Genomic DNA, 26,940 nt, shown 5'->3' with positions numbered 1-26,940 from the left:
CCCGGGTCGCAGGCCGGCCCGGGGTCGCAGGCCGCCGAGGCGGTGTGCGGCACAACTCTGGAGCAGGCCCGCGGGCTCGCCCCGGTGGACGTCGCCGACACCCCGGCCGCGCTCGACCCGCGACCACGTGTACCGCCTGCTCGGCGCGGGCCGAAGGCCGCCACGGTCATCGAGGTCAGGGAGTGTCCCGACCGAGCGCCCAACCGTGGTCCACCGGCCCGATGCCGCCGCCGAGCGGGAACCCGGCCGCGATCGCCCCGGTGACGTACTCCTTGGCCGCCGTCACCGCCTCCGGTACCGACTGCCCCTTCGCCAGCCCGCAGGCGACGGCGGACGCGAGGGTGCAGCCCGTACCGTGCGTGTGCCGGTTGTCGAAGCGCGGCGCGCGCAGCCAGTGCTCCTCGGTGCCGTCGGTGAGCAGGTCGACGGCGTCGCCGGCCAGATGGCCGCCCTTGATCAGCACCCAGCGCGGCCCGTACTCCAGCACGGCCGCCGCGGCCCGGCGCAGATCGGTGTCCGACTCGACCCTTACGCCGGTGAGTTGGGCGACCTCGTCGAGGTTCGGTGTGGCGACGGTCGCCACCGGGAGCAGCTTGGTGCGCACCGAGTCCAGGGCGGAGGCGGCGAGCAGCGCGTCCCCGTGCTTGGAGACACCGACCGGGTCGACGACGGCCGGGGCGTCGGTGCCGCCGATCAATTCGGCGACCGTCTCGACGAGTTCCGCGGAGGAGAGCATCCCGGTCTTGACGGCCTGGACGCCGATGTCGTCCACGACGCTGCGGTACTGGGCCCGCACCGCGTCCACGGGCAGCTCCCAGGCGCCCTGCACACCGAGGGAGTTCTGCGCGGTCACCGCGGTGAGCACGCTCATGCCGTGCGTGCCGAGGGCGAGCATCGTCTTCAGGTCGGCCTGGATGCCGGCGCCGCCGCCGGAGTCGGAGCCGGCCACGGTGAGGACCAGGGGCGGCCTCATGACTCCATGTCCTCGCCGAAGTGGTCCCAGCCGCCCTTGCTGGTCCAGGGTGCCCCGTCGACGGTCACCTGGGGCAGCGCCGAGGGGTTGAGGACCTCGCCGATGACCTTCCAGCGGGCGGGCAGCTTCACGTCCGGCGGGAAGGTCGCCACGATCGCGTGGTCCTCTCCCCCGGTGAGCACCCACTGCATGGGGTCGACGCCGACGGCCTGGCCGATGTCGTTCATCTGGGACGGGATGTCGATCTGTCCGGAGCGGATGTCGATCCTGACCTTGCTGGCCTCGGCGATGTGGCCCAGGTCGGCGATCAGCCCGTCACTCACGTCGCACATCGCGGTGGCACCGAGGCCCGCGGCGGCCGGCCCCGCGTGGTACGGCGGTTCCGGGCGACGGTGGGCCTCGACGAAGGCGCGCGGCGAGCGGAAGCCGCGGGACAGCACGGCGAACCCGGCCGCGGACCAGCCCAGCCAGCCGGTCACCGCGACGAGGTCTCCGGGCTGGGCGCCGGCCCGGGTCACGGGCTCCTGGTTGCGCAGGTCACCGAGGGCGGTGATGGACACGGTGATGGTGTCGCCGCGCACCACGTCGCCGCCGACCACCGAGGCACCGGCGACCTGGCACTCGTCGCGCAGCCCGTCCATCAGCTCGGTCGGCCAGGTCACCGGCAGCTCGGCGGGCACCACGAGGCCGAGCAGCAGGGCGGTGGGCACCGCGCCCATGGCGGCGATGTCGGCCAGGTTCTGCGCCGCCGCCTTGCGGCCCACGTCGTACGCGGTGGACCAGTCACGGCGGAAGTGCCGCCCCTCGACGAGGATGTCGGTGCTGGCCACCACCCGGCGGTCGGGCGCGGCCACCACCGCGGCGTCGTCGCCGGGGCCGACCCGGACCGCCGGAGTGGAGGTGAGACGGGAGGTGAGCTCCCTGATGAGCCCGAATTCCCCGAGCTCACCAACAGTGCCCTTCATTGCCTTGGCTCCCCTTCCGTCCCGGTCCGTGCCCGGTCGCGTGGCATCTCTGTCCTGGTTACGGTCGAAATGACCGTCTCGGCGGTCGGCGTGATCGTCAACTCGTGTCCGCACCGCACCCCGGCACGCGGGCCGCACGTCCGCGGGTCTCCCCGCGAAGCGCGGCGACGCGATACCGTGGCGTTCCTTTTCCCCACATGATCCTCGTGGCCGCCCTGGAGGTTCCGTGGTACAGGCGTACATCCTGATCCAGACGGAGGTCGGCAAGGCGTCGACCGTCGCCGAGACCATCAGCAAGATCCCTGGAGTGATCCAGGCCGAGGACGTGACGGGACCCTACGACGTCATCGTCCGGGCCCAGTCCGAAACCGTCGACGAACTGGGGCGCATGGTGGTCGCCAAGGTCCAGCAAGTGGACGGCATCACCCGTACTCTGACCTGTCCGGTCGTCCATCTCTAGCCCCCTTCCGCCCGCTCGCTCTCGCACTGCTGATCGCCGCCGAAGGCTGCTCCCTCAGCAGACGACAGCGAGTCGGCGGCGGTTCCCGGCCCGGACGCGCCGGTCACCAGGCCGTGCCGGAACCCCGGACGAGGCGCTGTCGCCGACGGACGGCGGGCTGGGAAAACCCGCTGATCATACTGCGCTGCGGGGCACGGAGAGCCGTACCGGACCTGCGGGTTCCGCCGGTCGCGCGGAAGGCGATCCCCGAGGGGATCGCCTTCCCGGCCGTCCACTCGGAGCCGAACGTCAGCGCAGTCCCGTGGACCGCCGCAGCGCCGCCTGGACCAGCCGGTCCACCAGCTCCGCGTAACCGACACCGCTCGCCTGCCACATCTGCGGGTACATGGAGATCGGCGTGAAACCGGGCATGGTGTTGATCTCGTTGATCACGAACTCGTCGTCCTCGGTGAGGAAGAAGTCCGCGCGCACCAGCCCCTCGCAGGACGCCGCGTCGAACGCCTCGACCGCCAGCCGCTGGACCTCGGCGGTCTCCTCGGGCGTGAGCGGGGCGGGCACGATGCCGGGCGTGGAGTCGATGTACTTGGCCTCGAAGTCGTAGTACGCGTGCTCCGAGGGCGGCGGGATCTCCGCGGGGAGGGAGGCCCGGGGGCCCTCCTCGAACTCCAGCACCCCGCACTCGATCTCCCGGCCGGTGAGCGTCGCCTCCACGAGGATCTTCGGGTCGTGGCGCCGGGCCTCCTCGATCGCCTCGTCGAGTCCGGAGAGGTCGTCGACCTTGGTGATGCCGATCGAGGAACCCGCGCGCGCGGGCTTCACGAACAGCGGCCAGCCGTGCTCGCCGGCGAAGTCCACGACCTTCCTGCGGGCGCCGGAACGGTCCTGGTCCCACTCGCGCGGCCGGATCACCACGTACGGGCCGACCTTCAGCCCGTAGGAGGTGAACACCCGCTTCATGTACTCCTTGTCCTGGCCGACGGCCGAGGCGAGCACGCCCGAGCCGACGTAGGGCACGCCGGAGAGCTCCAGCAGGCCCTGGAGGGTGCCGTCCTCGCCGTACGGGCCGTGCAGCACGGGGAAGACGACGTCGACCTCGCCCAGCGCCTTGGGCACCGAGCCGGGCTCGCTGTAGACGACTTCGCGGTTGGCGGGGTCGACGGGCAGCACCACGCCGCCCTCGGTCGACTCGGCCAGCTCATCGACGTCGGGCGTACGGCGCTCGGTGATCGCCATGCGTTCCGGTTCGTCGGCGGTGAGGGCCCAGCGGCCGTCCCGGGTGATGCCGATCGGCAGGACGTCGTACTTCGTCCGGTCGATGGCCGCGAGGACGGCGCCGGCGGTGACCACGGAGATCCCGTGTTCGGAGCTGCGCCCGCCGAACACGACGGCCACACGCGGCTTGCGAGGCGGCTGCTCCGGACTCTGCTCGGGGCTCTGGGGGAGGTTCTCGGTGCTCATATCGCGTCGAGAGTACCCGCCCGTAGGGCCGCGAGACAGCGTCGGCCGGCCGCGTGGCGCGGGCGGCACCCACATGCCGCGCCACCGTCGCTCAGCGTCGTTCGGGCTTCGCGCTGCGCGACATCAGCTCCTTCACCGCGTCCACCGGGGACTTGCCCTCGTGCACGATGGCGACGACCGTCTCGCTGATCGGCATGTCGACGCCGTGCCTGCGGGCCAGATCCAGCACCGACTCGCAGGACTTGACGCCTTCGGCGGTCTGCTTGGTGACCGCGATGGTCTCCGCCAGGGTCATGCCCTTGCCGAGGTTGGTGCCGAAGGTGTGGTTGCGGGACAGCGGCGAGGAGCAGGTCGCCACCAGGTCGCCGAGCCCGGCCAGTCCGGAGAAGGTCAACGGGTCGGCGCCGAGGGCGACCCCGAGGCGCGTGGTCTCGGCGAGGCCGCGGGTGATGAGGGACCCCTTGGCGTTGTCGCCGAGGCCCATGCCGTCCGCGATGCCGACGGCCAGTCCGATCACGTTCTTCACGGCGCCGCCGAGCTCGCAGCCGACGACATCGGTGTTGGTGTACGGACGGAAGTACGGCGTGTGGCAGGCGGTCTGGAGCCGCTGGGCGACGGCCTCGTCGGGGGAAGCGACCACGGCGGCGGCCGGCCTGCGGGCGGCGATCTCCCGGGCCAGGTTGGGCCCGGTGACCACGGCGATGCGCTCGGCGCCGACCTTGGCGACGTCCTCGATCACCTCGCTCATCCGCATCGCGGAGCCGAGTTCGACACCCTTCATCAGCGACACCAGGATCGTGCCGGGTGCCAGCAGCGGCGTCCAGTCGGCCAGATTGGCGCGCAGCGTCTGGGAGGGCACGGCGAGGACGGTGAAGTCGGCGTCGTGCGCCGCCTCGGCGGCGTCGGTGGTGGCCCGCAGCGTGGCGGGAAGTTCCACGCCGGGCAGGTAGTCCGGGTTGGTCCGGGTGGAGTTGACGGCGTCGGCGAGTTCGGCGCGGCGTCCCCACAGGGTGACGTCACATCCGGCGTCGGCGAGGACCATGCCGAAGGCGGTGCCCCACGATCCGGTGCCGAAGACGGCCGCTTTGACGGGCTTGCTCACGTGCTCTGCCCTTCTGCCTGCTGCCCCCGCACCGGTGCCTGCGTCTGCGACTGCGTCCGGCGCCGCTGCTCGATCCGCTCCCGGCGCGGGTCGTAGGGGGTCGCGGGCGCCTTCTCACCGCGGATCTCCTCCAGCTGGCGGGTGACGGCGGCCATGATGACCTCCGTGGCCTCCTTCAGCACCTCCGCGGTCATCTCCTTGTCGTAGAACCGCGACAGGTCGACCGCCGGGCCCGCCAGCACGCGGTGGGTCTTGCGCGGCAGGAGGTTGGGCTTCTTCGCGTAGGGCGGCAGCAGTTCGTTGCAGCCCCACTGGGCGACCGGGATCACCGGGCACTTGGTCTGCAGGGCGACGCGCGCGGCACCGGTCTTCGCGGTCATCGGCCAGCCGTCCGGGTCGCGGGTGAGGGTGCCCTCGGGGTAGAAGGCGACGCACTCGCCGCGCTCCACGGCGTCGATCGCGGCCCGGAAGGCGCTGAGCGCGTCCGTGCTCTCGCGGTAGACGGGGATCTGCCCGGTGCCCCGCATCGCGGCACCGACGAAACCCTTCTTGAAAAGGCCGCTCTTCGCAAGGAATCGCGGCACGCGCCCGGTGTTGTACTGGTAGTGCGCGTACGCGAAGGGGTCGACGTGCGAATTATGGTTCACGGCGGTGATAAATCCACCGTCGGCCGGAATGTTCTCCATTCCCCGCCAGTCCCGCTTGATCAGAACCACCAGCGGCGGTTTGCAGATCACCGCGGCGAAGCGGTACCAGAAGCCGATTCTGCGGCGGGGCACGCTGACACCTTTCCTCCAGGGCCTGGGGCCGGACAAGTGTCGCCCCGGGCCGTCCGTCTGTCGAGAACACCGTACGCCCCGGCGGGTGAATCGCCAGATCCCCCAGGTGACAATGACAGCGACGAGAGAAGGACGGAACGCTCGTGCAGTGGACCTTGGTCGTACCCGTGAAGCCCCTCGCCCGGGCCAAGAGCAGGCTGTCGGACACCGCGGACGACGGGGTGCGGCCCGGCCTCGCGCTGGCGTTCGCACAGGACACGGTGGCGGCGGCGCTGGCCTGTCCGTCGGTGGTGGATGTGGCAGTCGTCACGGACGACGCCCGGGCGGGGCGCGAGCTGGCGAAACTGGGCGCCGGGGTCGTTCCGGACGAGCCGGGCGGCGGTCTGAACGCCGCGCTGGCACACGCGGCGGCGGCCGTACGGGCGGTACGTTCCGAAAGTCCCGTGGCCGCCCTCAACGCCGATCTCCCCGCACTGCGGCCCATGGAATTGGCGCGGGTTCTGGCGGCGGCCGCGCAATTCCCGCGCGCTTTCCTTCCGGACGCGGCCGGAATCGGCACGACCCTGCTGGCCGTGGCACCGGGCCGTGAATTGGCCCCCGCTTTCGGCACGGATTCCCGGGCCCGGCACCGGGCGTCCGGCGCGGTGGAACTCCGCCTCGACGCGGTGCATTCCGTACGGCAGGACGTCGACACCGGCGACGACCTGCGCACCGCGCTGGCGCTGGGGGTGGGGCCCCATACGGCCGCGGTGACGGCGCGGTTGCTGATCGCCGGGCAGTAGGCTGCCGACATGCAGGCCACCGCATACACGTACGACCCCGACAGCCGCAGCGGACAGGTGCTGCTCGACGACGGCACGCCCGTGCCCTTCGACGCCGCGGCGTTCGACGCGGGGGGCCTGAGACTGCTGCGGCCCGGGCAGCGGGTGCGGATCGAGACCGAGGGCACGGGCACGGACCTCCGGATCACGCTGGTGACCCTCCAGACCCTCTGAACCGCCGGGACCCTCTGGTCCGCCGGGAGCCTCTGGTCCGCCGGGTGCTTCACGGGCGTACGAACACGCCGCGGGCCGGACTCCGAGAGGGAGTCCGGCCCGGCGCGTGAGTGCCCTGTGCCTGTTCGCCTGCTGTTCGCCGCTTGCCGGCTTACTGCTTCCGGCTTGCCGCTTGCCGCTACTTCTTGCGGGCGGTGGCCTTCTTGGCGGTGGTCTTGCGAGCGGTCGACTTCTTGGCGGGGGCCTTCTTGGCCGTCGCCTTCTTCGCGGGGGCCTTCTTGGCCGTGGCCTTCTTCGCCGCCGCCGTGGTGGTCGTGGCGGTGGACTTCTTGGCGGGGGCCTTCTTCGCCGTCGCCGCCCCCGCGGTCTTCTTCGCGGTCGACTTCTTCGCCGCCGCGGCCGTCTTCTTGCCGGTGGTCTTCTTCGCCGCGCCCGTGGCCTTCTTGGCGGCCGCCTTCTTGCCCGCGGCCTTGGCGATGGTGGGGGTGGGGCCGGACAGGCTGCCCTTGGGGGCCTTCTTGACCGCGATGTCGTTCTTCGGGAGCTTCTTCGAGCCGCTCACCAGGTCCTTGAAGCCCTGGCCCGCGCGGAAGCGCGGCACGGAGGTCTTCTTGACCCGAACCCGCTCGCCCGTCTGGGGGTTGCGGGCGTAGCGGGCCGGACGGTCGACCTTCTCGAAGGAACCGAAGCCGGTGACCGAGACCCGGTCGCCCGCGACCACTGCACGGACGAGGGCGTCCAGGACCGCGTCGACAGCGTCGGCGGCCTGCTGCCGGCCACCCAGCTTGTCGGCGATCGCTTCTACGAGCTGCGCCTTGTTCACGTCTTCCCCTTCGGAGACATCGCCAGAACGAATGTGTTCAAGCTTTTTCGCACGTTAGGCAGATATATACCGCAAATCAAACACGAAACGGGCTAATCACCCTTGTGCCGCAACGGACTCGGGCTGTCCCGGCCGGTTCAGCCTTCCTCTTCGGGGAATCGCCCCTCGTCGAGATCGGCGGTGAACCGCTCCAGCCGCCTTGCCGCACCGGCGAGATCGTGTTTGGCCGCGGCCGTAATGACCAGCAGCTTCCGGGTCAGCGCCATCCGTACGCCCTCCGGGACTTGCAGTGCGCGCACTCTTGTGTGCGCTTCCTTGAGCTGGACCGCGACCGCCGTATAGAGCTGGAGTTGGCCGTCGTGTTCCATGCACAGATTGTGCCATCTGGGGCGAGTTGTCGCCTGCGCAGGGGGCAACTACCGCCCCGAACGGCCTTCCGGGCACCGGCGAATCCCTCGTCCCACCGACTCACGTACCCCAGCAACCACCCCTCTAACGTGGGAAGTTGCGGCCTTCGGCCATGACGGGCAGCCGCGACCGGGCCCAGACACGGCTGTACCCCCGATCGAGCCGATCGGGGGTACAGCGGGTGTGTGTGGGTGGCCGAAACTCGACCTTGCGCGGACGCCGGAGGGGCGCCCGGGGTCAGACCTGGAGCGTCTGCGGCTTGAACGACGGACGCTTCGCCTCGTACGCGGCGATGTCGGCCTCGTTCTGGAGGGTGATCGAGATGTCGTCCAGCCCGTTCAGCAGCCGCCAGCGGGAGTTCTCGTCCAGCTCGAAGGAGGCGGTGACGCCCTCGGCGCGGACCTCGCGGGTCTCCAGGTCGACCGTGATCTCGGCCTGGGGGTCCTTCTCCGTGAGCTCCCACAGCGCGTCCACGATCTTCTGGTCGAGGACCACCGTGAGCAGACCGTTCTTCAGCGAGTTGCCGCGGAAGATGTCGGCGAAGCGGGACGAGATCACCGTCTTGAAGCCGTAGTTCTGCAGCGCCCAGACGGCGTGCTCGCGCGAGGAGCCGGTGCCGAAGTCGGGGCCGGCGACCAGGACGGTCGCGCCCTGCCGCTCGGGCCGGTTGAGCACGAACTCCGGGTCCTTGCGCCAGGCCTCGAACAGCCCGTCCTCGAACCCGTCCCGCGTCACCTTCTTGAGCCAGTGGGCGGGGATGATCTGGTCGGTGTCGACGTTGCTGCGGCGCAGCGGGACGGCCCGGCCGGTGTGCTTGGTGAATGCTTCCATGACTCTCAGACTCCAGCGGGCGTGGGAACGTCGGCGGCGGACAGGTCGGCCGGGGAGGCCAGGCGGCCCAGGACCGCCGTCGCGGCCGCGACCTGCGGCGACACCAGGTGGGTGCGGCCGCCCTTGCCCTGCCGCCCCTCGAAGTTGCGGTTGGAGGTGGACGCCGAGCGCTCACCCGGGGCCAGCTGGTCCGGGTTCATGCCCAGGCACATCGAGCAGCCCGCGTGCCGCCACTCGGCGCCGGCCTCCTTGAAGACCACGTCCAGGCCCTCGGAGACGGCCTGCAGACCCACCCGCGCGGAGCCCGGGACGACCAGCATCCGTACGCCGTCGGCGACTTTGCGGCTCCGCACGATCTCGGCGGCGGCGCGCAGGTCCTCGATGCGGCCGTTGGTGCACGAACCTACGAAGACGGTGTCCACCTTGATGGAACGCAGCGGCTGCCCGGCCTCCAACCCCATGTACTCCAGGGCCTTTTCGGCGGCGAAGCGCTCCGAAGCGTCCTCGTACGAAGCCGGGTCGGGGACGGCGGCGGAAAGCGGCGCACCCTGGCCCGGGTTGGTGCCCCAGGTGACGAACGGCGACAGCTCGGCGGCCTCGATGACCACCTCGGCGTCGAACTCCGCGTCGTCGTCCGTGCGCAGCGTCTTCCAGTACTCGACCGCCGCGTCCCAGTCCGCGCCCTCGGGGGCGTGGGCGCGGCCCTGGAGGTAGGCGAAGGTGGTCTCGTCGGGGGCGATCATGCCCGCGCGGGCGCCGGCCTCGATCGACATGTTGCAGATGGTCATCCGGGCCTCCATCGAGAGCTTCTCGATGGCCTCGCCGCGGTACTCCAGGATGTAGCCCTGGCCGCCGCCCGTGCCGATCTTCGCGATGATCGCCAGGATCAGGTCCTTGGCCGTGACGCCCTCGGGCAGTTCGCCGTTGACGGTGATCGCCATGGTCTTCGGGCGGGCCATGGGCAGCGTCTGGGTGGCCAGCACGTGCTCGACCTGGGAGGTGCCGATGCCGAACGCCAGCGCGCCGAACGCGCCGTGCGTGGAGGTGTGCGAGTCGCCGCAGACCACGGTGGTGCCGGGCTGGGTCAGGCCCAGCTGCGGGCCGACGACGTGCACGACGCCCTGCTCGACGTCGCCCAGCGGGTGCAGTCGGACGCCGAAGTCCGCGCAGTTCTTGCGCAGCGTCTCCAGCTGGACCCGGGAGACCGGGTCCGCGATGGGCTTGTCGATGTCGAGCGTCGGGGTGTTGTGGTCCTCGGTCGCGATGGTCAGGTCGAGCCGGCGCACCGGGCGACCGCTCTTGCGCAGGCCGTCGAAGGCCTGCGGGCTGGTCACCTCGTGCAGCAGGTGCAGATCGATGAAGAGGAGGTCGGGCTCGCCTTCGGCGCGCCGGACGACGTGGTCGTCCCAGACCTTCTCCGCGAGTGTCCTACCCATCGCTTTCCCTCCGGTCGGCGACAACGCGCCGACCCAACTAGAGATCTTGAGGAGGCGGCGCCCTCACCCCTGTTTCCGGGCAACCGCAACCAGGCCCTTTCGTCACGGGCCGTTGTGACTTCGTGCCATCAAGGGTGGCGCGTTCCAGGGAAAATTGAACTTGCGTTTCACAGAGTGAGACGGGAGTATCGTTGCATGGACAACAGTAGCGGCGTCGGCGTTCTGGACAAGGCGGCCCTCGTCCTGAGCGCTCTGGAGTCCGGCCCGGCCACCCTCGCGGGGTTGGTCGGTGCGACCGGACTGGCACGACCCACGGCCCACCGCCTGGCCGTGGCGCTGGAACACCACCGCATGGTGGCGCGCGACATGCAGGGCCGCTTCATTCTCGGCCCGCGCCTGGCCGAACTGGCCGCGGCGGCCGGCGAGGACCGCCTGCTCGCCACGGCGGGCCCGGTGCTCACCCACCTCCGTGACGTCACGGGCGAGAGCGCCCAGCTCTATCGCCGCCAGGGCGACATGCGCATCTGCGTGGCCGCGGCCGAGCGGCTGTCGGGCCTCAGGGACACGGTCCCGGTCGGTTCCACGCTCACGATGAAGGCCGGCTCCTCGGCACAGATCCTGATGGCCTGGGAGGAGCCCGAGCGTCTGCACCGCGGCCTGCAGGGCGCCCGATTCACGGCGACGGCGCTGTCCGGCGTCCGGCGCCGCGGCTGGGCCCAGTCCATCGGGGAGCGGGAGCCGGGCGTCGCGTCCGTCTCCGCGCCCGTACGCGGCCCCTCCAACCGCGTGGTGGCCGCCGTGTCCGTCTCGGGCCCCATCGAGCGCCTGACGCGCCACCCGGGCCGTATGCACGCCCAGGCCGTCATCGACGCCGCCGGCCGCCTCTCCGAGGCCCTGCGCCGCACGGGCTGACCCACCCCACCGGCACCCGACCGGGGCGGGCCCGCCTCAACGCCGCGGCAGGCCCTTCCCCGTCCTCACGCCTTCTCGGGCGCCTGTCCGGCCGCCGCGTTCTTCGGCGCCTCGGGCGCCCGCTTCCCCGACCGGTACGCGAACCGGTCCTTCCCGTCAGCTGCGCCTCCGCCTCCCGGCGAGCGGGACTCTCCGAGCGCGCCCCACGGGGAGTTGATGTACGAGGTGGCGGAATCGAGTAACGCCGAAGGGGGCTCCCGCCTGAGCGGGAGCCCCCTTCGGACTCGTACCCCCGACCGGATTCGAACCGGCGCTACCGCCTTGAGAGGGCGGCGTGCTAGGCCGCTACACAACGGGGGCGTGGACTCTGCAAGCGTTGAATATTACACCGCCGCAGGTCCGAGCTGGTCTACCTGGACTCGAACCAAGACTAACTGAACCAGAATCAGTCGTGCTGCCAATTACACCATAGACCAATGATGGTTTAGACCAGTCAGTACCCCCGACCGGATTCGAACCGGCGCTACCGCCTTGAGAGGGCGGCGTGCTAGGCCGCTACACAACGGGGGCCCTAGCGATCCTGCATCGACGACGGCGGGAGCTACCCTGACTGTCCTCGCGGGAAGGATCTGTACCCCCGACCGGATTCGAACCGGCGCTACTGCCTTGAGAGGGCAGCGTGCTAGGCCGCTACACAACGGGGGCTTTGCGGATGTGATCCGCGATGCAGATAAGCTCTGCGAGCTGGCCTACCTGGACTCGAACCAAGACTAACTGAACCAGAATCAGTCGTGCTGCCAATTACACCATAGGCCACTGGAACGCAAGCCCCTGGGGGATCTTGTTCTAGCGTTGCGCTTCCGGTTCCCGGCCCTTTCGGCCCGCTCCCCGGCGGCGCAGGAAGAACATTACCTGAAGGTGGACGGGGCTCCAAAACGAGTATCGGCGCCGAGGAGCGCGGGGAGTTCGGAGAGGGACGCGATGCGGCGCGGCCCGGCGGGCGGGTCGACGGTCGCGTAGGCGCCGCCGCGGTCGATCCAGACCGACAGCAGCCCGGCCTCGTGGGCGCCGCGCCCGTCGATCTCCGGGTGGTCGCCGACGTACGCGACCTGGTGCGGGGCGAGGGAGAGGGCCTCGCAGGCGGCCAGGAAGGCGCCGGGCTCGGGCTTGGAGACACCCAGCTCGGCGGCGCACAGGATCGCCTCGAAGCGGTCGTGCACGCCGAGAACGCGCAGCTTGCGGTCCTGGACGGTCAGGCTGGAGTTGGACAGCACGGCGTGTCGGTGGCTGGCGGAGAGGGTGTCGAGGACGGGCAGGACGTCGGGGAAGAGGGACCAGGCGGCCTCGTAGTGCGTGACGTAGCGCTGGAACCAGTCGTCGGCCTCCGTGTCCGTCAGGCCGGGCCGGCCCAGGAAGACCCGGGTGCGGTCGCGCCGCTGTGTGACGAAGTCGACTTCACCGGCCGAGAAGCGGGCCCACTGCTGGTCGGTGATCTCCCGCCAGCGCTCGAGGGCCTCCTCCGCCGAGCCGTACCCGGCGAGCAGTCCCTCGGCCACCAGGTGGGCGCGCATGCCCTCGCGGTCGGCGGTGGTGTAGTCGAAGAGGGTGTCGTCGACGTCCCAGACCACGGCGCGAATGCTCATGAATCCGACGGTAACGCCGCGGGGTGGGCCGCGTCCGCCGAAGCGGGAACGGGGAACGGCGAGGGGCGGCACCCGGATGTCCGGATGCCGCCCCTCGTCGCGGGTGCGTTACGCCGCCAGCCTCGCCAGCGCCGCGTCGATGCGGGTCAGCGCCTTCTCCTTGCCCAGGACCTCCAGGGACTCGAAGAGGGGCAGGCCGACCGTGCGGCCGGTGACGGCGACGCGGACGGGGGCCTGGGCCTTGCCGAGCTTGAGGCCGTGGGTCTCGCCGGCGGCCAGGACGGCCTCCTTGAGGGACTCCGGGGACGTCCAGTCCGCCGTGTCCAGCTTCTCGCGGGCCGTGCGCAGCAGGGCGTCCGAGCCCTCCTTCATCGCCTTGGTCCAGGACGCCTCGTCGAAGACCGGCTCCGGCAGGAACAGGAAGTCGACGTTGTCCGTGATCTCGGAGAGGACCTTCAGGCGGGTCTGCGCGTGCGGCGCGATCGCCTGCCACTTGGCCTCGTCGAAGTCCTCCGGCGCCCAGGGGGCGACAGGGGCCTTCAGCCACGGGCGGCAGCGCTCGGTGAAGTCCTTCACCTCCAGCAGGCGGATGTGGTCGGCGTTGATCGCCTCGCACTTCTTGAGGTCGAAGCGGGCCGGGTTGGGGTTCACGTCGGAGACGTCGAAGGCGGCGACCATCTCGTCGATCGTGAAGATGTCCTGGTCGGCGGAGAGCGACCAGCCGAGCAGGGAGAGGTAGTTGAGCAGGCCCTCGGGGAGGAAGCCGCGCTCGCGGTACAGGTTCAGGCTGGACTGCGGGTCGCGCTTGGAGAGCTTCTTGTTGCCCTCGCCCATCACGTACGGCAGGTGGCCGAAGGCCGGGATCTCCTTGGCGACGCCGAGCTCGATCAGCGCCTTGTAGAGGGCGATCTGGCGGGGGGTGGAGGAGAGCAGGTCCTCGCCGCGCAGGACGTGGGTGATCTCCATCAGGGCGTCGTCGACCGGGTTGACGAGCGTGTAGAGCGGGGCGCCGTTGGCGCGGACGATGCCGTAGTCCGGGACGTTCTCCGGGAGGTAGGTGATCTCACCGCGGACCAGGTCCGTGAAGGTGATCGTCTCGTCGGGCATCCGGAAGCGGACGATGGGCCGGCGGCCCTGCGCCACGTACTCCTCGACCTGGGCGTCGCTCAGGTCGCGGCAGTGACCGTCGTAGCCGGAGGGCTTGCCGGCGGCGCGGGCGGCCTCGCGGCGGGCGTCCAGCTCCTCCTGGGAGCAGTAGCAGCGGTAGGCGTGGCCGGCGTCGAGGAGCTTGGTGGCGACGTCCTTGTAGATGTCCATGCGCTGCGACTGGCGGTACGGCGCGTGGGGGCCGCCGACCTCGGGGCCCTCGTCCCAGTCGAAGCCCAGCCAGCGCATCGAGTCCAGGAGCTGCTCGTACGACTCCTCGGAGTCGCGGGCCGCGTCGGTGTCCTCGATGCGGAAGACCAGCGTGCCCTGGTGGTGCCGGGCGAACGCCCAGTTGAACAGGGCGGTGCGGACCAGGCCCACGTGGGGGTTACCGGTGGGCGAGGGACAGAAACGGACGCGTACGGGGGAGCCGGGTGCGCTAGCCACGCTTGACAACCTTGTTGGTGAGAGTGCCGATGCCTTCGATGGTGACGGCGACCTCGTCGCCGACGTTGAGGGGTCCGACCCCAGCCGGGGTGCCCGTGAGGATCACGTCGCCGGGGAGCAGCGTCATGGCCTCGGAGATGTTGACGATCAGGTCCTCGATGGAGTGGATCATCTCGCTGGTGCGGCCGAGCTGGCGCTGGCCGCCGTTGACCGTGAGCTGGATGGTCAGGTCGCTCGCGGCGGCGATGTCGAGGTCCGTCTCCACCCAGGGGCCCAACGGGCAGGAGGAGTCGAAGCCCTTGGCCCTGGCCCACTGCTTCTCACGGCGCTGCACGTCGCGGGCGGTGACGTCGTTGGCGCAGGTGTAGCCGAAGATCACGTCCGCGACGCGTTCGCGCGGGACCTCGCGGCACATGCGGCCGATGACGACGGCGAGCTCGGCCTCGTGGTGCAGTTCCTCGGAGAAGGAGGGGTACTGGATGGCGTCGCCGGAGCCGATGACCGAGGTGGACGGCTTGAAGAAGGCGAACGGGGCGTCGGGCACCTCGTTGCCGAGTTCGCGGGCGTGCTCGGCGTAGTTGCGGCCGAAGGCCACGACCTTGTTGGGGAGTACGGGCGGCAGCAGCCGCACCTTGCTCAGGGGCACCTTGGTGCCGGAGAGCTCGAAGTCCGCGAACGGGATGCCCTTGATGATGTCCAGGACGAGCTGGTCCGGCTGGTCGCCCTCGACCGCGCCGAAGGCGACGTTTCCGTCGATGGAGAACCTGGCGATGCGCACGGGTTGCTTGGCCCCTTGACTGAGCTGGCTGGAGTCTGACGCTCCAGGCTAGCGCGGTACGCGTCGGGCGCCTCGCGCACGACCGCCGTGGCCCCGCGGGGCGTCGGTTCGTCGCGCGGGCGCCCGTGTGCCCGTGCGGCCGGCCTGAACGCTCGGCGGCCGGGGCGCCGTACTACTCTGCGGCGGGGGACGCGACCGGGACCTCCATGAGGACGGTACGCCGGGGGTTGGCCGTCTGGGTGGGGAGCTCGACGGCGTGCTCCGGCTGCTCCGGCGTCTGCAGGTCGTCGGCGCCGTCGAGGTGGGCCAGCGTCGTGCGGCGCGGGTTGGCGATCTTGTGGAACATCATCGTCGTCTTCACGGTTGTACGAGACCCTGTCGTGTCCGGGCGCCGGGAGGCTGCAAGAACCCCTTCGAGGGCGCGGGTTGTCGGTTTTGCCTTCTCTGTAAAGCGTCAGGCTAAACATGCCATTCCCCGGGGACCTGGCCGGGGCCCGTGATCAGCATGTGAGTTTGCTCACTTATCAACGGTCAAACCGGTCAATTCCGGCCCGCCCGACACTGCGACGAAACCGACATTGCCTACCTGAAGTCATCATTCCGCTCCTGATCATGGCGTCTGGGACACCCTCGGCGCGTCGGTGACTCGCGTGCATTCGTCCGTTTTACGGGTGATCATTTTCTACGTCCGGTGACTCGCCCCTCACGTGCTGTCACGTATTTCACGGCCTGCCCCTCGGGCCTTGTTGGAGATCCCGCACTGTGCTGGAATTCCACGGACCGCCGCAGGATCGAGCCGGCGCAGGGGGCGCACATCAGCGCCGAGCGGCGGCGAGAAGGGGGAACCAGCGCCGGTCACTCACGACCACCGCAGGGGCGTATTCAGGGCGCTCCTATGACGCCGACACCGTGCCCAGCCGTTCACGCGGAGGGTGCCTGGTCCAGAGGTTGCGACGCTAGTGCAGGGACGTTTCAAGAGGGATGGCAGCGCTTCGGCGGAGCCGGAGCCGCAGCACGGCGGGACTGGCCCCAAGGCCGTCAGCTCCTCGCCCCAGCACGCCCAGAACCCGGGCCAGCCCCCGTCCGGCGACAGCTCCGACCACGCGGGTCGCCCCGGTCAGGCGACGGCCTCGCCCGCTTCCGGTGACAAGGGTGACAAGACGGCCGCCAAGCCGGCCAAGGGCCCGACCGGCCCCGGCCCGCGCATAGCCCTGCGCAACTGGCGGATCTCCACGCGCCTGGTGTCACTGCTCGCGCTTCCGGTGGTCGCGGCCACCTCGCTGGGCGCGATGCGCATCAGCCAGTCGATGGACGACATCCAGCAGCTCGACAACATGAAGCTGCTGACGGAGATGACCAAGCAGGCCACGGAGCTGGCCGCCGCTCTCCAGGAGGAGCGCGACCAGTCCGCCGGTCCCCTGGCACACGGCTCGACGTCCAGCGCGATCGCGGTCAAGGGCGACCGGGAGAAGACCGACCGGGCCCTGAAGAACTTCCTCGACAGCTCCGAGGAGATCGACGCCGCCAGCAAGGACGGCAACCTCGTCGGCGTCCGTGAGAGCCTCGTGGGCCTCGCGAGCGACCTGAACGACCTGAACAAGATCCGCGGCTCGGCGTACCAGTCCGAGAGGAACTCGAACCAGACGGTCGAGGCGTACCACCGGCTGATCACCCACCTGCTCGACCTCTCGCAGGACATGGCGGAGGCGACCAGCAACCCCGACATGATCCAGCGCACGCGCGCCCTGTCGGCCTTCTCCTCCGCCAAGGAGTACGCGTCCATCCAGCGCGCGGTCCTCGCGGCGGCGCTCCCCGCGAACAACACCAGCAAGGGCCGGCTCTCCGAGAACGACCGGCTCTACGCCCAGTCGGCGCTGCAGAGCCAGACGTCCGAGATCCGCAGCTTCACCAGCATTTACGGCGACGGCGCCGAGGAACTCCTCAAGCCGATCTCCGAGGGCAACCCGGTGATCGAGGCGTCCGACCAGTACGCCGGTCGGGCCCTGGGCCAGGTCAACGGCCTGGCCGACCTGAAGATGCAGTCGTACCAGGACTGGCTGGACGACAGCTCCACCAAGATCCAGCAGATGAAGAACATCGAGCTCAAGCTGCTGGAGGACATGGAGCAGCAGGCCCGCGAGCTGCGCAGCGAGTCGGAGCGCGAGGCGATCATCTCCGGTGTCGTGATCCTGCTCGTGCTCGGCGTCTCGCTGGTCGGCGCCTTCGTCGTCGCCCGGTCCATGATCCGCTCGCTGCGACGCCTGGAGGACACCGCGACCAAGGTCGCCCAGGACCGTCTGCCCGAGCTGGTCAAGCAGCTTTCCGAAACCGACCCGCAGGACGTCGACACCTCGGTGGAGTCGGTCGGTGTGCACTCCCGGGACGAGATCGGCCGGGTGGCCGCGGCCTTCGACGACGTGCACCGCGAGGCGGTCCGCCTCGCCGCCGAGCAGGCCCTGCTGCGGGGCAACGTCAACGCGATGTTCACCAACCTCTCGCGCCGCTCCCAGGGCCTCATCCAGCGTCAGCTGTCGCTGATCTCCGAACTGGAGTCCCGCGAGGCCGACCCGGACCAGCTGTCCTCGCTGTTCAAGCTCGACCACCTCGCCACGCGTATGCGCCGTAACGGTGAGAACCTCCTCGTCCTCGCCGGTGAGGAGCCCGGCCGTCGCTGGACCCGCCCGGTTCCGCTGGTCGACGTGCTCCGTGCCGCCGCCTCCGAGGTGGAGCAGTACGAGCGCATCGAGCTGGCCTCCGTGCCGACCACCGAGGTCGCCGGCCGCGTGGTCAACGACCTCGTGCACCTGCTCGCCGAGCTGCTGGAGAACGCGACCTCGTTCTCCTCGCCGCAGACGAAGGTCAAGGTCACCGGTCACGCGCTGCCCGACGGCCGCGTGCTGATCGAGATCCACGACACCGGCATCGGCCTCTCGCCGGAGGACCTCGCCGCGATCAACGAGCGGCTCGCCTCGCCGCCGACCGTGGACGTCTCCGTCTCCCGCCGCATGGGTCTGTTCGTGGTCGGCCGGCTCTCGCAGCGCCACGGCATCCGTATCCAGCTGCGTCCGTCCGACTCCGGTGGTACGACCGCGCTGGTCATGCTGCCCGTGGACGTCGCGCAGGGCGGCCGCAAGCCGCAGCCCAAGCCCGGTCAGCAGGGCGCCGGCAACGGCGGTCCGGCCGCTGCGCAGGCCGCTGCGGGGGTCGCGGCGGCCCGGCGCGGCGGCGCCCTCGGTGGTGGCGGTGCCTTCGGCGGCGGTGGCGGTGCCCTCGGCGCCGGTGCGGCGGGCGGCGGCCGGCTCGGCCCCGGTCAGGGACCGCGGGCCGCACTGCCCGGGCGTGACGCGGGTGGTCGTCCGGGTGCACCGGGCGGCGCGCGCGGGCCCCAGTCCCCGGCGGGACCGAACCAGCAGGGCCGCCCGGCCCCGGCCGGCGCCGGTGCCGGTGCCGGTCAGGCGCCCGGTGCCCCGCAGGGCCTGCAGGCCGCGGGCATGAACGCGCCGCAGGACCAGGACGTCTTCGGTGGCGGACGCGGCTCGTCCCCCAACGGCCAGGCCCGGCCGCAGGGTCCCTCGTCCCCGCAGCGCGGCAAGCGCCGGGACAACGCGAACGGCGAGGGCCGGCAGGGCCGTCGTCCGCAACTGCCGCCGCGGGGTGGTCCGCGGGCCGAGCTGCCCGGCGGCAACCCGCAGCCCCGCGTGCCCAGCTGGAGCGACGAGAACGCGCAGCCGCCGGTGTCGCGTGCCTCCCTGGACACCCCGCGTGGCCATGAGGAGCCGGACTCCCGCACGGACCGGACGCCGCGCTACGACGACCGGCAGGGCCCGGGCTCGACCGCCGAGATGCCGGTGATCCCCCCGCTCGGCGAGGCCCAGGGTCCCGGCGCGACGGCCGAGTTCGCCCGCCCGGACTTCGACGCGCCGGCGCCCCGCCAGGACGCCTCGCAGACCACGGGCCAGTTCGCCCAGCCCAACGCGGACCGGTTCACCCAGCCCAACGCGGACCAGTACGGCCACAACGGCGCGGACGCCCGGCACAACGACCAGTTCGCCCAGCCCGGTGCGGACCGGTTCACCCAGCCCAACGCGGACCAGTACGGCCACAACGGCGCGGACGCCCAGCGCAACGACCAGTTCGCCCAGGCCGAGCCGGCCGCACCGCAGGACAACGGCGGGCCCTTCGTCCGCTCGGACGTCTTCGGCGGGCAGCCCGGTCAGGCGGGCCCCGCGCCGGCCCTGAACGACCCGGCGTCGACCGGCCAGTTCGCCGCCCCCCAGGCGTACGACAACGGCACGACCGGGCAGCAGTACCTGCCGGGCCGACAGGACCCGGCCGGCACCGGCCAGTTCGAGCGACCGCAGGTCAACGGCGCGCACGAGGGTGGCGACTTCGGCGCCCCGCAGGAGCGTCCCGCCCACCAGGAGCCCGCGGGCCTGCCCGCCGCGCCGCAGCGGCCGAACGACGGCTGGGCCCTGCCCCCGGCCTCCGGCCCCGGTGACGGGCGTACGCCGCTGTACGACACGCTGGAGACCAACTGGTTCCACGGCGACCGCGAGGCCAGGGCGCAGAACGACGCCCCGGCCGCGGCCCCGGAGCCGCAGGCCGCCCAGCCCCAGACCCCGGCGGCCCCCCAGCGGCCCGCCACCTCCGCCTGGCGCAGCTCGCCGAACGACGATCTCGTCCGGCAGGCAGAGCGCGTCCGGCAGCCGGCCGCGGGTGGGGTCACCACCTCCGGCCTGCCGCGCCGGGTGCCCCGGGCCAACCTCGTCCCGGGCACGGCTCAGCAGCAGTCGCACCAGAACGGTCCGCAGGTATCGCGTGCGCCCGACGACGTGCGTGGCCGGCTGACCAATCTCCGTCGGGGAATCGCACAGGGCCGTCAGGCCGGTACCAACCAGACCGGCAGCTATCCGCGGCCCACTCACCAGCAGGAGCGTTAGTTGAGCCCGATGAGCCAGGCGGCACAGAACCTCAACTGGTTGATCACGAATTTCGTGGACAACACCCCAGGGGTGTCCCACACCGTCGTCGTGTCCGCCGACGGACTCCTTCTGGCGATGTCGGAAGGCTTCCCGCGCGACCGCGCGGACCAGCTCGCGGCGGTCGCCTCGGGGCTGACCTCGCTGACCGCCGGGGCGTCCCGGATCTTCGAGGGCGGCAGTGTCGCCCAGACGGTCGTGGAGATGGAACGCGGGTTCCTCTTCCTCATGTCCGTCTCGGACGGCTCGTCCCTGGCCGTCCTCGCCCACCCGGAGTGCGACATCGGCCTCGTCGGCTACGAGATGGCGCTCCTCGTCGACCGCGCGGGCGCGGTGCTCACGCCCGATCTGCGCGCCGAGCTACAGGGAAGTCTGCTCCACTGAACGGCCCCGGCACCACCCGTGTTACCAAATCACCGTCCGGCCGCCACAATCCCCCCACCGGCCTCGTCAGACGGCACGACTGACCGACCTGCTGTCCCGCCCGGAGGATTCATGACCCCGCCCACCGCCTCTCATGATCCGTACGCGGAGCCGTACGAGGACGAGGGCGACCAGCCGCTGGTACGTCCGTACGCCATGACCGGCGGCCGGACCAGGCCGCGCTATCAGCTCGCCATCGAGGCACTGATCAGTACGACGGCCGACCCGGCAGCGCTCATGGGGCTGCTCCCCGAGCACCAGCGCATCTGCCACCTGTGCCGCGAGGTGAAGTCGGTGGCCGAGGTGTCGGCCCTGCTGGCGATGCCGCTCGGTGTGGCCCGGATCCTGGTCGCGGACCTCGCGGAGGCCGGGCTCGTCGCCATTCACCAGCCGGGCGGGGACGAGAACAACGGCGGTGCGCCGGACGTGACACTGCTCGAAAGGGTGCTCAGTGGACTTCGCAAGCTCTGACGGGGGTCGGGCGACCACCTCCGCGAAGATCGTGGTGGCCGGTGGCTTCGGCGTCGGCAAGACCACGTTCGTGGGCGCCGTCTCGGAGATCAACCCGCTGCGCACCGAGGCCGTGATGACCTCCGCCAGCGCCGGGATCGACGACCTGACCCATGCCGGGGACAAGACGACCACCACGGTCGCCATGGACTTCGGCCGCATCACGCTCGACCAGGACCTGATCCTGTACCTGTTCGGCACGCCGGGCCAGGACCGCTTCTGGTTCATGTGGGACGACCTGGTGCGCGGCGCCATCGGCGCGGTCGTACTGTGCGACACCCGCCGGCTGGCCGACTGCTTCCCGGCGGTGGACTACTTCGAGAACAGCGGTCTGCCGTTCGTCGTCGCGCTCAACGGCTTCGACGGCCAGCAGCCGTACTCCCCCGACGAGGTCCGCGAGGCCCTGCAGATCGGACCCGACACCCCGATCATCACGACCGACGCCCGGCACCGCGCCGACGCCAAGAGCGCGCTGATCACGCTGGTCGAGCACGCTCTGATGGCACGACTCAGGTAGCACCCATATCGGTCATATCCCGGTCGGCAGGGGCCGTACGGCAGTTGTCGTAGACGGAGCGGAGTCGACTGTGTCCTTTGACACGGTCGACTCCGCCGTTCATAACGTTTCGGCAGAGGAATCGGGTGGTGACACCACGCGTCGCGCACATTTCGTCTCGCTGTGCTCACGAACACCTCGTGTTTTGACGACCCTCGCTCTTTATGACCGTTTTATCTGGGGCTTACATCACGTGTAACCCCAGCGTTCCGCTGTTTGGAAGAGCGCAGGCCGCCGTGCTGGAATGCCAGAACTGCCCAATGGTCAAAGACGTACTCAGCAGTAGTGCGTACGCGATGACGGACTGGGCTCTGAGACACAGCGGCACGACCCAGGTGCCGACCGCCGAGAGGTTGTTGGTCGAGTGAGGCGAAGCAAGAACAGTCCCGAGCCATCGGCCCGGGGCAACTTCACCCCGCCGCAGCGCACAGCGGCGCCCGCCCCCGTGCCCGCTGCGGAACCCACGGCCGCGCCCGCTCCGAGCGGCGGCCGTCTCTCCCCGCGCAACTGGCGCGTGACCACGCGGCTGAACGCGATCCTGCTCATACCCGTGCTGGTCGGCCTCGTCATGGGCGGCTTCCAGGTGAAGGGCTCCATCGACACCTGGCAGGACGCCGAGGACGCCGAGAGCACCGCGCGCCTGGTGCAGGCCTCCCTCAGTTATGCCAACGCCCTCTACAACGAGCGCGACGTCACCGCCGCCCCGCTGCTCCAGGGCAAGGGCGAGAAGGACGCCACCGTCACCAAGGTCCGCCAGGCCACGGACGACGCGGCCGACGCCTTCGACGCGGCCGCGCAGGGCATGCCGGGCAAGGCGGGCCTGGAACGCCGGCTGAAGGTCTTCCGCGAGCAGGAGCCCAAGCTCCAGACGCTGCGCGCGGCCGCCTACACCTCCAAGCTCAAGGGCGTGGAGACGGAGGAGGGCTACACCGGAATCGCCCACCCCCTGATGGAGTTCGCCAACGAGCTCGGTCTGGGCACCGGCAACATCACCTCCTACGGCCGTACCGTCTACGCCATCTCCCTGACCAAGGCGGCGCTCTCCCTGGAGCGTTCCATCGGCATGCACATGCTGGTCAAGCCGGGTCCGGACCCGAGCCACCTCGCCAGCCAGCGCGTCGCCCTCTCGTCGTACGCCTACCTCGAGCGCATCGCGATCGAGGAGTACATCGGCGGCGGTACCGAGGCGGACGCGCAGAAGCTCGAGGACGCCGAGGCGAAGCTGAAGGAGGACGGGGCGGCCATGGCCAAGGAGGCCAAGGCCAAGGACCCGGACTACGTGCCGCCGCCGAGCAACCCGACCACGATGGTCTCGGAGCTGGCCCAGCTCAACTCCACGGACACCGACGCGCGGGCCGGGCTGGCCCAGCAGGGCATCACGCCGGAAAACTGGTGGGCGGTCAACACCCTCAAGTTCGACGCCTACAGCAAGATCGAGTCGGACCTCGCCGACAAGGCGGTGGCCGAGTCCTCCGGCATCGCCGACGACGCCGAGCAGGACGCCTACATCACCGGTGCCGCGGTCGTGATCGCGCTGCTCGCCGCGTTCATCCTGGCCGGCATGGTGGCCCGCCAGATGAGCCGCTCCATGCGCCAGCTGCGCAACGCCGCCTTCGGCATCGCCGAGCAGCGCCTGCCGTCGCTGGTCGACCAGCTCTCCCGCACCGACCCCGGCCGGGTCGACACCCGGGTCCAGCCGATCCCGATCGCCTCGACCGACGAGATCGGCGAAGTCGCCCGCGCCTTCGACCAGGTGCACCGCGAGGCCGTCCGGCTCGCCGCCGAGCAGGCCCTGCTGCGGGGCAACATCAACGCGATCTTCACCAACCTCTCGCGCCGCAACCAGTCGCTGATCGAGGGCCAGCTGAGCCTGATCACCGATCTGGAGAACAACGAGGCCGACCCCGACCAGCTGGAGAACCTCTTCCGGCTGGACCACCTCGCCACCCGCATGCGCCGCAACGGCGAGAACCTCCTGGTCCTCGCCGGCGAGGAGCCCGGCCGCCGCTGGGACCAGCCGGTCCCGCTGGTCGACGTGCTCCGCGCCGCCTCCTCCGAGGTGGAGCAGTACGAGCGCATCGAGCTCTCCGGCGTCCCGGAGGCCGAGATCCACGGCCGCGCCGTGACCGACCTCGTGCACCTGCTCGCGGAGCTCCTCGAGAACGCCACCACGTTCTCGTCGCCGCAGACCAAGGTGCGCGTCACCGCGACCCGGCTCCCCGACGGCCGCGTGATGGTCGAGATCCACGACAAGGGCATCGGCCTGACCGCCGAGGACTTCGCGGACATCAACCACAAGCTGGCCAACCCGCCGACCGTGGACGCCGCGATCTCGCAGCGCATGGGCCTGTTCGTGGTCGGCCGGCTGTCCGACCGGCACGGCATCCGCGTCCAGCTGCGCCCCTCCGGCGAGCAGGCGGGGACCACGTCGCTGGTCATGCTGCCGGACGCCATCACCCACGGTGGCGGTGGCGAGCAGCAGGCGCGCGACGAGTTCACCGTCTCGCAGATCATCCCGGAGCAGAACGTCCAGGGCGAGAGCTTCGGCCAGGTCGGCCAGCCGATGCGCACCGCCGCCGAGCTCGGCTTCGACGACAGCCGCTACGCCGAGGTCCCCGACGACCTCCGTGGGCTCGACCCGGTCGGCCGCTCGCTGATGCGGGAGGAGCGGCGCGCGGCCCTCGAGGCCCAGGCACAGCCCGAGCTGCCCGGTCCGGCGGACGGCCGCCCCGAGGCCCCCGCGACGCCCGGGTTCCAGGACCAGTTCACCGGGCAGCAGCCGGCCTACGACCAGGGCCAGGGCGGCTACCAGGAACAGCAGACCGGCGCGTACGACCAGCCGTCGGCGTACGCCGATCAGCAGCAGGCGTACCAGGAGCCGCAGCAGCCGTCGTACGACGAGCAGTACTACGCGCCGAACGGCAACCTGCCACAGGGCGACGGCTACGCGTCCAACGGCGGTTTCCCGGACCCCTCCTACGCGGAGCCGGGCCAGAACGGGCACCAGTCGGCGGGCGCCGACGCGCAGGAGACCTACTCGGCGTTCGAGCAGCGGCGTTACCAGGACGACTGGCCCCAGCAGGACGGTTACCAGAACGGATATCCGGACCAGTACCCCACGGGTGCTCCGGAAGCGGAATCCGCGCAGGCCGCTGACGTGAACGAGGCGGACCGCGTAGGCTTCGACCATCCGGGAACGGCCGCCTCCGCCGCCCACGAGCTGACCGACGCCGGTCTTCCCCGCCGCGGGTCCACCGTGAGTGGCGCGGGCGACGCGCGGCGCGTGGACCAGGAGGCACCGGCCACCACGCCGACGGCCGACGGCGACTGGCGGTCGGCCAACGACGACCGCTGGCAGCAGGCCTCGCAGCTGCGCAAGCCCAAGGCGGGCGGGGTCACGTCCTCGGGCCTGCCGCGGCGGGTTCCCAAGGCCAACCTGGTCGAGGGTGCCGCCGAAACCACCCCCCAGGGAGGCCCCCAGGTCTCCCGCGCCCCGGAGGACGTCCGGGGCAGGCTGAGCAACCTGCGGCGCGGCGTCGAGCGAGGCCGCAACGCAGGCAGTGAAACGAACGGCCAGGACACAGGTGAGGAACACCGTGGTCCTGACAGCACCTACAACCAGGAGCGTTAGTGTGAGCCCGATGAGCCAGGCGGCACAGAACCTGAACTGGTTGATCACCAACTTCGTGGACAACACCCCGGGGGTGTCCCACACGGTGGTGGTCTCCGCCGACGGACTCCTTCTGGCGATGTCCGAAGGGTTTCCGCGCGACCGCGCCGATCAGCTCGCGGCCGTCGCCTCCGGTCTGACCTCGCTGACCGCCGGTGCCTCGCGCATCTTCGAGGGCGGCAGCGTGAACCAGACGGTTGTGGAGATGGAGCGGGGATTCCTCTTCATCATGTCCATCTCCGACGGTTCCTCCCTCGCGGTTCTCGCACACCCGGAGGCGGACATCGGCCTCATTGGGTACGAGATGGCCCTTCTGGTGGACCGTGCGGGCACGGTTCTGACGCCCGATCTGCGGGCCGAACTCCAAGGGAGCCTTCTCAACTAAAGGACAGACGGTGCGTTTTGGCGTCCCGTGGCCGTAAAGTTTCGGGACGCGGCTCCCCAGTGATGGATGCCAGGCACAGTCGGAGGAGGAGAAAGTGGCAACACCCCCAGGCGGTCCGTCATCGGGCAACTGGTCGTACGGCCCTGGTCAGGGCCCGGGCGACGGCTCGGCGAACGGATACGGCTACCCCTCCGCCCCGAGCCACCGGCAGCCGTACGCGCCGCAGGGCCCCGGCCCTTCGCCGTACGACCAGCCGCACGCTCCGCGCATCCAGCCTGTGCAGCCGCAGCGCCGCACCCCTGAGCCGGCGCCCGCCGGGGCGTCGAACAACCCCCTGGTGCGCCCGTACGCCATGACGGGCGGTCGCACCAGGCCCCGGTACCAGCTCGCCATCGAGGCACTGGTGCACACCACCGCGCAGCCGCACCAGATGCAGGGCCAGCTGCCCGAGCATCAGCGGATCTGCCACCTCTGCCGGGAGATCAAGTCGGTGGCCGAGATCTCGGCCCTCCTGACGATCCCTCTCGGCGTGGCCAGGATCCTCGTCGCCGACTTGGCGGAGGCGGGCCTGGTCGCCATCCATCAGCCCGGCGGCGACGAGAACGCCGGCGGCCAGCCAGACGTGACACTGCTCGAAAGGGTGCTCAGTGGACTTCGCAAGCTCTAGCGGAGGGCCTTCCCGCTCCACCACGTCCGCGAAGATCGTGGTGGCGGGCGGTTTCGGCGTGGGCAAGACCACGTTCGTCGGCGCCGTCTCGGAGATCAACCCGCTGCGCACCGAGGCCGTGATGACATCCGCGTCGGCGGGCATCGACGACCTCACCCACACGGGGGACAAGACGACCACCACGGTCGCCATGGACTTCGGCCGCATCACGCTCGACCAGGACCTGATCCTGTACCTCTTCGGTACGCCCGGCCAGGACCGCTTCTGGTTCATGTGGGACGACCTGGTGCGCGGCGCCATCGGCGCGGTCGTCCTGGTCGACACGCGGAGGCTCGCCGACTGCTTCCCCGCCGTCGACTACTTCGAGAACTCCGGCCTGCCGTTCGTCATCGCCCTGAACGGCTTCGACGGCCAGCAGCCGTACAACCCGGACGAGGTCCGCGAGGCCCTGCAGATCGGGCCGGACACCCCGATCATCACGACCGACGCCCGGCACCGCGCCGACGCGAAGTCGACGCTCATCACACTCGTGGAGCACGCGCTGATGGCGCGCCTGCGCTAACGCTCGGCGCGCGCCGCCCGCGGGCATGCGTG

Annotated in this window: 25 protein-coding genes and 5 tRNA genes; 12 read left to right on the top strand and 18 right to left on the bottom strand. The window is 70.7% G+C overall.

What is annotated here, in order from left to right; all coding sequences use genetic code 11:
- Positions 1–175: 175 nt before the first annotated feature.
- Together thiD and RM812_RS04420 are read right to left on the bottom strand one after the other, a co-directional pair.
- Positions 176–973, bottom strand: coding sequence for a bifunctional hydroxymethylpyrimidine kinase/phosphomethylpyrimidine kinase (thiD, locus tag RM812_RS04425; RefSeq protein ID WP_311571057.1), 798 nt, complete (start codon positions 971–973; stop codon positions 176–178).
- Positions 970–1,938: a thiamine-phosphate kinase gene (locus RM812_RS04420; protein ID WP_311571056.1), complete on the bottom strand. Its 969-nt coding sequence runs from the start codon at positions 1,936–1,938 to the stop codon at positions 970–972. The genes thiD and RM812_RS04420 overlap by 4 nt, the downstream gene beginning before the upstream one ends.
- A gap of 226 nt (positions 1,939–2,164) precedes the next feature.
- On the opposite strand from RM812_RS04420, the gene RM812_RS04415 reads away from it, so the two are divergent.
- The gene (locus tag RM812_RS04415) at positions 2,165–2,398 is read left to right on the top strand and encodes an Lrp/AsnC family transcriptional regulator (protein WP_037654619.1); all 234 of its coding nucleotides are present in this window, start codon (positions 2,165–2,167) and stop codon (positions 2,396–2,398) included.
- Positions 2,399–2,686: 288 nt separating this feature from the next.
- Here RM812_RS04415 and RM812_RS04410 read toward each other — a convergent pair whose 3' ends face one another.
- From RM812_RS04410 to RM812_RS04400, 3 genes are all read right to left on the bottom strand, one after another.
- On the bottom strand, positions 2,687–3,856 hold the full coding sequence (locus RM812_RS04410) for a D-alanine--D-alanine ligase family protein (RefSeq protein ID WP_311571055.1): 1,170 nt from the start codon (positions 3,854–3,856) through the stop codon (positions 2,687–2,689).
- Positions 3,857–3,947: 91 nt separating this feature from the next.
- The gene (locus RM812_RS04405) at positions 3,948–4,958 is read right to left on the bottom strand and encodes an NAD(P)H-dependent glycerol-3-phosphate dehydrogenase (RefSeq protein ID WP_311571054.1); all 1,011 of its coding nucleotides are present in this window, start codon (positions 4,956–4,958) and stop codon (positions 3,948–3,950) included.
- A complete protein-coding gene (locus RM812_RS04400; RefSeq protein ID WP_311571053.1) occupies positions 4,955–5,737 on the bottom strand; it encodes a lysophospholipid acyltransferase family protein in 783 nt (260 codons plus the stop codon). Before RM812_RS04400 ends, RM812_RS04405 begins: the two co-directional genes overlap by 4 nt.
- 143 nt (positions 5,738–5,880) lie before the next feature.
- On the opposite strand from RM812_RS04400, the gene cofC reads away from it, so the two are divergent.
- Together cofC and RM812_RS04390 are read left to right on the top strand one after the other, a co-directional pair.
- The gene (gene cofC / locus RM812_RS04395; RefSeq protein WP_311571052.1) at positions 5,881–6,519 is read left to right on the top strand and encodes a 2-phospho-L-lactate guanylyltransferase; all 639 of its coding nucleotides are present in this window, start codon (positions 5,881–5,883) and stop codon (positions 6,517–6,519) included.
- 9 nt (positions 6,520–6,528) lie between these two features.
- Positions 6,529–6,732 (top strand): hypothetical protein, encoded by a 204-nt coding sequence (locus RM812_RS04390; RefSeq protein ID WP_311571051.1) that lies wholly within the window; start codon positions 6,529–6,531, stop codon positions 6,730–6,732.
- A 178-nt stretch (positions 6,733–6,910) separates the two neighbouring features.
- On the opposite strand, the gene RM812_RS04385 is transcribed toward RM812_RS04390, so the two are convergent.
- The 4 genes from RM812_RS04385 to leuC all read right to left on the bottom strand — a co-directional run bounded on the left by RM812_RS04385 (position 6,911) and on the right by leuC (position 10,230).
- Positions 6,911–7,555: an HU family DNA-binding protein gene (locus RM812_RS04385; RefSeq protein ID WP_311571050.1), complete on the bottom strand. Its 645-nt coding sequence runs from the start codon at positions 7,553–7,555 to the stop codon at positions 6,911–6,913.
- 137 nt (positions 7,556–7,692) lie between these two features.
- Entirely contained in the window at positions 7,693–7,923 is a 231-nt protein-coding gene (locus RM812_RS04380; RefSeq protein ID WP_311571049.1) for an SCO5555 family protein, read from the bottom strand.
- 277 nt (positions 7,924–8,200) lie between these two features.
- Positions 8,201–8,794 (bottom strand): 3-isopropylmalate dehydratase small subunit, encoded by a 594-nt coding sequence (gene leuD, locus RM812_RS04375; RefSeq protein ID WP_311571048.1) that lies wholly within the window; start codon positions 8,792–8,794, stop codon positions 8,201–8,203.
- A gap of 5 nt (positions 8,795–8,799) precedes the next feature.
- A complete protein-coding gene (leuC, locus tag RM812_RS04370) occupies positions 8,800–10,230 on the bottom strand; it encodes a 3-isopropylmalate dehydratase large subunit (protein ID WP_311571047.1) in 1,431 nt (476 codons plus the stop codon).
- 195 nt (positions 10,231–10,425) lie between these two features.
- Here leuC and ndgR point away from each other — a divergent pair, with 195 nt between their 5' ends.
- Entirely contained in the window at positions 10,426–11,142 is a 717-nt protein-coding gene (gene ndgR, locus RM812_RS04365; protein WP_020270051.1) for an IclR family transcriptional regulator NdgR, read from the top strand.
- Between the two features lie 287 nt (positions 11,143–11,429).
- On the opposite strand, the gene RM812_RS04360 is transcribed toward ndgR, so the two are convergent.
- From RM812_RS04360 to RM812_RS04320, 9 genes are all read right to left on the bottom strand, one after another.
- A tRNA-Glu gene (locus RM812_RS04360) sits at positions 11,430–11,502 on the bottom strand.
- 44 nt (positions 11,503–11,546) lie between these two features.
- Positions 11,547–11,618: transfer RNA gene (locus RM812_RS04355), tRNA-Gln, on the bottom strand.
- 21 nt (positions 11,619–11,639) lie between these two features.
- Positions 11,640–11,712: transfer RNA gene (locus RM812_RS04350), tRNA-Glu, on the bottom strand.
- A gap of 62 nt (positions 11,713–11,774) precedes the next feature.
- Positions 11,775–11,847: transfer RNA gene (locus tag RM812_RS04345), tRNA-Glu, on the bottom strand.
- Positions 11,848–11,886: 39 nt separating this feature from the next.
- Positions 11,887–11,958: transfer RNA gene (locus tag RM812_RS04340), tRNA-Gln, on the bottom strand.
- A 92-nt stretch (positions 11,959–12,050) separates the two neighbouring features.
- A complete protein-coding gene (locus RM812_RS04335; protein WP_311571046.1) occupies positions 12,051–12,785 on the bottom strand; it encodes an HAD family hydrolase in 735 nt (244 codons plus the stop codon).
- A gap of 108 nt (positions 12,786–12,893) precedes the next feature.
- Positions 12,894–14,378 carry a glutamate--tRNA ligase gene (gene gltX / locus RM812_RS04330; protein WP_311571045.1) on the bottom strand — a complete coding sequence of 495 codons (1,485 nt, stop codon included), beginning with the start codon at positions 14,376–14,378 and terminating at the stop codon, positions 12,894–12,896.
- Positions 14,371–15,156: a fumarylacetoacetate hydrolase family protein gene (locus tag RM812_RS04325; protein WP_311571044.1), complete on the bottom strand. Its 786-nt coding sequence runs from the start codon at positions 15,154–15,156 to the stop codon at positions 14,371–14,373. The genes gltX and RM812_RS04325 overlap by 8 nt, the downstream gene beginning before the upstream one ends.
- 172 nt (positions 15,157–15,328) lie before the next feature.
- Positions 15,329–15,517, bottom strand: a complete 189-nt coding sequence (locus RM812_RS04320) for a hypothetical protein (RefSeq protein WP_311571175.1) — start codon at positions 15,515–15,517, stop codon at positions 15,329–15,331.
- Positions 15,518–16,115: 598 nt separating this feature from the next.
- On the opposite strand from RM812_RS04320, the gene RM812_RS04315 reads away from it, so the two are divergent.
- The 8 genes from RM812_RS04315 to RM812_RS04280 all read left to right on the top strand — a co-directional run bounded on the left by RM812_RS04315 (position 16,116) and on the right by RM812_RS04280 (position 26,908).
- Positions 16,116–20,096 (top strand): nitrate- and nitrite sensing domain-containing protein, encoded by a 3,981-nt coding sequence (locus RM812_RS04315; protein WP_311571043.1) that lies wholly within the window; start codon positions 16,116–16,118, stop codon positions 20,094–20,096.
- 9 nt (positions 20,097–20,105) lie between these two features.
- Positions 20,106–20,519, top strand: coding sequence for a roadblock/LC7 domain-containing protein (locus RM812_RS04310; protein ID WP_003993189.1), 414 nt, complete (start codon positions 20,106–20,108; stop codon positions 20,517–20,519).
- Between the two features lie 111 nt (positions 20,520–20,630).
- Entirely contained in the window at positions 20,631–21,029 is a 399-nt protein-coding gene (locus RM812_RS04305; protein ID WP_003973454.1) for a DUF742 domain-containing protein, read from the top strand.
- Positions 21,010–21,585: a GTP-binding protein gene (locus tag RM812_RS04300; RefSeq protein WP_217141783.1), complete on the top strand. Its 576-nt coding sequence runs from the start codon at positions 21,010–21,012 to the stop codon at positions 21,583–21,585. Before RM812_RS04305 ends, RM812_RS04300 begins: the two co-directional genes overlap by 20 nt.
- A 403-nt stretch (positions 21,586–21,988) precedes the next feature.
- Positions 21,989–25,255, top strand: coding sequence for a nitrate- and nitrite sensing domain-containing protein (locus RM812_RS04295; RefSeq protein WP_311571042.1), 3,267 nt, complete (start codon positions 21,989–21,991; stop codon positions 25,253–25,255).
- Between the two features lie 10 nt (positions 25,256–25,265).
- On the top strand, positions 25,266–25,679 hold the full coding sequence (locus RM812_RS04290) for a roadblock/LC7 domain-containing protein (RefSeq protein WP_004983065.1): 414 nt from the start codon (positions 25,266–25,268) through the stop codon (positions 25,677–25,679).
- A 94-nt stretch (positions 25,680–25,773) separates the two neighbouring features.
- Positions 25,774–26,346 (top strand): DUF742 domain-containing protein, encoded by a 573-nt coding sequence (locus tag RM812_RS04285; RefSeq protein WP_311571041.1) that lies wholly within the window; start codon positions 25,774–25,776, stop codon positions 26,344–26,346.
- Positions 26,327–26,908, top strand: a complete 582-nt coding sequence (locus RM812_RS04280) for a GTP-binding protein (RefSeq protein WP_026243582.1) — start codon at positions 26,327–26,329, stop codon at positions 26,906–26,908. Before RM812_RS04285 ends, RM812_RS04280 begins: the two co-directional genes overlap by 20 nt.
- The last annotated feature ends 32 nt before the right edge of the window (positions 26,909–26,940 follow it).

It is taken from the genome of Streptomyces lancefieldiae (assembly GCF_031845825.1).
Lineage (GTDB): Bacteria > Actinomycetota > Actinomycetes > Streptomycetales > Streptomycetaceae > Streptomyces > Streptomyces lancefieldiae.
Note: the sequence above shows the minus strand (reverse complement) of the source record. Positions and strands in the feature narration are given on the sequence as shown.